Source organism: Planktothrix sp. FACHB-1355 (assembly GCF_014748295.1).
In the GTDB taxonomy this organism is placed as follows: domain Bacteria; phylum Cyanobacteriota; class Cyanobacteriia; order Cyanobacteriales; family Aerosakkonemataceae; genus Aerosakkonema; species Aerosakkonema funiforme_A.
Map to the genome: position 1 here is coordinate 1 of NZ_JACJUP010000457.1, position 4,898 is coordinate 4,898.

The window sequence follows — 4,898 nt, forward strand, 5'->3', positions numbered from 1 at the left end:
GGGTGAGCGATCGAGGTAAATCTAGATCCCCGACTTCTTCAAGAAGTCGGGGATCTGAACAAGCGATCGAGATTGATTAAAATAGGAGATTAAATAGCGATCGCTCCCTTCAACAAACCAAATCAGAATGTGAGTATCAATTAGATATTTCATGGCAGCATATAATCTTCAAATCCCGGAGGCGTTTCATCAAAATCCTCTGCCACATAAGTAAAAATACCCTTGCCACAGCCAAATTGACGAGGTTGGACTGCGAGAGCATTTTCAGAAAAATTTTCTTTCATTTTTTGGATTTCATTTAAGGCTTCAGCATCTTTTAATGACAAAATCCATTCGATTAATTCTAATTTAAGAAATTCAGTATTCATGGCACGGAGTCATCGATTAAACAACCATTTCATATTTTTATATCTCTTGGTCAAGTTGACTGGCTTTCAGCCTTCTTTATCAACCGCACAAAAACGTGTATAGTTGCAAGATAATAATAGAATATCCAATTGTACCAAATATCTTTGTCATAATCCTGTTTTTGCTTATTATTGTGGTGTCGTATCCCACAGTTATTCGCGATATCATATGTGTTTTGAGTGAATTTATATAAATATTGCTCATCTGGGTTATATTTTTCCGCTAACTCTTTGATTTTAGGTCGCAGGAATTCAAGGACATCAGCCAAATCTCGAATTGCATCATGTTTTTCATCTAAAGACGAGCGATAGCTTCTAAACTTTTTGATTGCAGATTCCACTCGCTGCTCAACGTTATCGTGATCGTATATGGGTAAATTTTCAACAAATAGATTTTCTAAGCCATTTTCTGGCAATTCTAAAATTTCGCCATTTTCTGAGAGTTCATAGCCTTCCTTATAGTCACATAATATTTGATTAACTTGCTCTCTGAACTCTTGCTGACCAGTATTCTTATCAAAAGTATTGTAGTGCATTCCACAATCGTTAAACCTATGGTAACGTCCATTAATTGGCTTAGAGATATGCTCGTAAATAAACTCGATAACATCGAATAAATCGTCTTCTGAATAAGCTTCACATTTATTCTGTATTGGCCAAAGATCGGGTTTCCTAATCAAACGAAACATTTGCACTTCTATGTCCGAACCTAACTTGCCTTGAACCCGTCCATAATCTACGCAGTCGTAACCAAACGCTTCTTGAAAATAATCATCGTTTAGAAATCGTAAATAGAGATCGCGAAAAAGCCTACGAAGGGTAGTCAGGTCGTAACGACTCTCATTTGGATTTTTACCAGTACGTGCAGAATAATATTTTCGGCTATTCATAACTACTTTCATTCACCTTAAAATTATAATACAAAACTATAAACAATGCCTGCCCACCGAACTCGATAGACAACAGTATTAGACTCAGACATTTGGCAAATTCGATTCAGGATATCGTCAACACAATCGAAAAGATCGTCGCCAAGTCCGGGCTGCTGACTCTCGTACCAATTGTACGCCTCATTTAGTTCTTCACGAACTTCTGGACGAAATACCAGTACATAATTCATGGTCGTTTTCTGATTGAGGCTTTAATCTCATCCCATGTCAATACGTTATCGGGATTAGTTTCGTAATCGGCAATACGGCGATCGATCTCTTGCTGTTGCGCTTCGGTCAGGTTGGGGTAAGCTTGTTCTGCTGCAATACTATCCCAAATTGCTTGCACAAGATCGATCCGATCTTCAATACTTAGGGTTGTAATCTCCTTCAAAGTGGCTGTGATGTCCATACAACAAACCTACATAAAAGAGTGGGTGACTAAATAAACCTAAATATATAAGATAGCATTTTACCCATTAAATTGAACACTGTAATAACAATACGACTTAACACACCTCTATTACCCTATATAGCGATCGCTTCCCTTTCTACCTCTGCTTTATCAGCACAGCGTCTCGCTTTTGGGCTTCTGTTGGTCAATTATACACAATTTTTTAATGCTTCAATATCTGCACCAACAATTTTCTCTAAATTTCTCGTAATCTTTTCAATATCCCAATTCCACCAGGCAATTTCCAGTAAAACATCGATTATTTCATCAGAAAAGCGTTGTCGGATTACCTTAGCTGGATTCCCTCCAACAATGGTGTAAGGTTTAACATCTTTAGTAACTACAGACTTAGCGCCAATAATTGCTCCATCGCCAACTTTTACCCCAGGCATAATCGTTGCTTCATATCCAATCCACACATCATTCCCAATTACAGTATCACCTTTAAAAGGTAATTCATTAGACTCAGGTGTAACGCGCTCCCAACCATTACCAAAAATATAAAATGGATAGGTGGAAAACCCCGACATTCCGTGATTTGCACCATTCATAATGAATTTTACATTTCTGGCTATAGCGCAGAACTTGCCGATGATTAACTTGTCACCGATAAAGGGATAGTGATAAAGGACATTCCGCTCGAAATTTTCCGAATCTTCTGGATCGTCGTAATAAGTGTAGTCGCCAATAATAATGTTAGGATTTGAAACGATATTTTTAATAAAACAAACTTGCGGAAACCCCTGCATTGGATGTAAAGTTTTCGGATCGGGATATGGCATTGCAACACCTCAGACGTGAGTGATGAACTTATTAATTTAGGAGCGGAATAATCCCGGCACTGCTGGCTAAGTAAAATGCGATCGCTATAGCTTTGAGTCGAAGCATTACTGCACTTCCTTCATATACTTATACCAAAAAGTCAGCATCAGTCCTAGCTTCAATTCTTCACATCATAATGAAGAACTACAACACCCGTCCTAAAGGTTTTACTCTCAATTAATTCTAGATCGGTCTGCCTGACAATTTCTTTAAAAGCCGGAATACCCGAACCAATCAGTACGGGATGCACTTTTAGGATAACAGCATCAATCAAATTCTCGGCAAAAAGCATGGCAGCTAAATCCGCGCCACCGCAGAGATAGATGTCTTTGCCCGGTTCATTTTTTAAATTTTTGACTACCTCAACCACGTTGTTCGACACGAGTTCAACATTCTCATCTGGGCTTTCTTTCATCGTGCGCGAGACAACATACTGTTTCATTGTTGGATAAGGATTAGTCACACCAACCTTTAGCCCTACTTCGTAAGTCTTTCGCCCCATTATAACGGCATCAAATAAGTTCAAAGATTCAAGATAATCAGTTATATGCTCGCCTTCTTGAACAAAACAATCCCAGGTGCCGTCTTCGCGGGCAATAAACCCGTCGAGTGTGGTAACAACATAATATTTTAGTTTTCGCATATTTAACCTTTGGTAAACGGAAACTGAGAAGGTATTTCTGACTAAAAACCTATGCAAGGGAGTGCGATCGCATTTAGCGGTGGTAAATATCTTTGAACTGGAGCATCAACAGAATATACTGAGACGGTGTGTCCCATGTTAAAACCCCGGCACTCGTATCCTGAATGCCGGGGAAGTTTTGGAACGCCGATCCTGTCTTTTGATTTCCAATTTCCGCAGAATCAATCTGATGCTGTGAGGTTTTTCCACTAAACTACCTCTGCATATTTGGAGCAGAGGACGGGATTTGAACCCGCGTCTCACTAGCCTTGTTCTACGAAGAGCGATACAGGGAGCGAGTTTTCAAAAATGAACTTGGAGCAATAACCTGAGCTTTATTCTGAATTTGACGCACCAGGGTGGCTTTACCAATTTGCCTACCCCCAGATGGACTGGGGGACAGGAGTCGAACCTGCAAATACCCTGAATTGCTAAAAATGAACTTGTACTCCAAATCCATTATAGTCTAATCTGCAAATAGGTAGCTAAAAATTGCCCTAGCAACTTGCTTTTGCTGCACTTCCCTACCATTCGCTTCTTCTCTAGCTTGAATCACTGCTTTTTGCAGTATATCCACTCTACGAAGCAATAAATTCACGCGGTCTTGAGGCAGCGCTCCTGAGAACTCAATCAAACTCCAGGTTCCTTCCACAACGTCTTTAGAAACTTCTTTGATTTGAGCGGGATGATGTTCTGTTGCTTCATAGGCAACCACAAAATCCGTGATTTTCTTAGTTTTCACAGTTTCTTTAGGACTGGTAACATAGCATCCTCGATTGGGGTCATGCTGCCAGTCTTTGTCGATGGAAAGTACGGGTAATGAAGTAATGAACGTCTTGACATCCTGAAGCTGCTTTTCAAGAAATAATAAATAGGAGACAGGGACATCAGCAATAATAGTTTGCCCATCCACAACAACTGATGCCTTAGCCTCAGTATTAGCGTAGTCCTGAGTAGCTGCCAGGTCTAAATATTCAGAGCAAGCTTGCACAAACTTATCAATCAATTCGTTGGCCTTCAGCGTCAATTTCTGTGACTCAGCAGGATAAACAAATCCATCTTCTTCTCTGGGCTGATAAGTTCTACTTAACCCTTGAAACAGTCCACTTTTCTGAGAGAGTTGATAGATTTCGGTTTTGCCTTTAGTGGCATTTGCTTTAACAGACTGTAATACAGCAATCAACTGATTTAGCTTCATATCATCTCCAATACTGGTCATTTGCCCTCTTTTAGAGGACTGAAGCTATTAGCCCGGAACTAAAGTTCCGGGCTAAGTGAGCTTTCTGCACCTGTTTGTCTGGAGAAAATCTACTTCAAGATTTTAGAGACAACGCCAGCGCCGATCGTGCGACCGCCTTCACGAATAGCAAAGCGCATTCCTTGCTCGATCGCAATGGGGTCGAGTAACTCAACAGTCATCTTAACGCGATCGCCTGGTACTGCCATCTCAGCTACACTGCCATCATCTGTTGTGAAGGATTTAATCGTTCCTGTCACATCAGTTGTTCGCACAAAAAACTGAGGACGATAACCAGGCAAGAATGGAGTTTTGCGACCGCCTTCCTTTGCCGTCAGCACGTACATCTCAGACTCAAACTCAGTAT

Annotated in this window: 7 protein-coding genes and 1 pseudogene; all 8 read right to left on the reverse strand. The window is 40.4% G+C overall.

All coding sequences use genetic code 11. The features are described 5' to 3' along the window. Positions 1-149 precede the first annotated feature (149 nt). Positions 150-368, reverse strand: a complete 219-nt coding sequence (locus H6S82_RS18270; protein ID WP_190465703.1) for a hypothetical protein — start codon at positions 366-368, stop codon at positions 150-152. A gap of 50 nt (positions 369-418) precedes the next feature. Next, positions 419-1,309: a hypothetical protein gene (locus tag H6S82_RS18275; RefSeq protein WP_190465706.1), complete on the reverse strand. Its 891-nt coding sequence runs from the start codon at positions 1,307-1,309 to the stop codon at positions 419-421. An 11-nt stretch (positions 1,310-1,320) separates the two neighbouring features. Continuing rightward, positions 1,321-1,527: a hypothetical protein gene (locus H6S82_RS18280; RefSeq protein WP_190465708.1), complete on the reverse strand. Its 207-nt coding sequence runs from the start codon at positions 1,525-1,527 to the stop codon at positions 1,321-1,323. Then, positions 1,524-1,748 carry an addiction module protein gene (locus H6S82_RS18285; protein WP_190465710.1) on the reverse strand — a complete coding sequence of 75 codons (225 nt, stop codon included), beginning with the start codon at positions 1,746-1,748 and terminating at the stop codon, positions 1,524-1,526. Before H6S82_RS18285 ends, H6S82_RS18280 begins: the two co-directional genes overlap by 4 nt. 191 nt (positions 1,749-1,939) lie before the next feature. Continuing rightward, complete coding sequence (locus tag H6S82_RS18290) at positions 1,940-2,572, reverse strand: Vat family streptogramin A O-acetyltransferase (RefSeq protein WP_190465712.1); 633 nt, start codon at positions 2,570-2,572, stop codon at positions 1,940-1,942. A 158-nt stretch (positions 2,573-2,730) separates the two neighbouring features. Then, positions 2,731-3,255, reverse strand: coding sequence for a dihydrofolate reductase family protein (locus H6S82_RS18295; protein WP_190465714.1), 525 nt, complete (start codon positions 3,253-3,255; stop codon positions 2,731-2,733). A gap of 505 nt (positions 3,256-3,760) precedes the next feature. Then, on the reverse strand, positions 3,761-4,513 hold the full coding sequence (locus tag H6S82_RS18300; RefSeq protein ID WP_242057003.1) for a hypothetical protein: 753 nt from the start codon (positions 4,511-4,513) through the stop codon (positions 3,761-3,763). 89 nt (positions 4,514-4,602) lie between these two features. Continuing rightward, positions 4,603-4,898: pseudogene (tuf, locus tag H6S82_RS18305) on the reverse strand (elongation factor Tu); the annotation flags it as partial.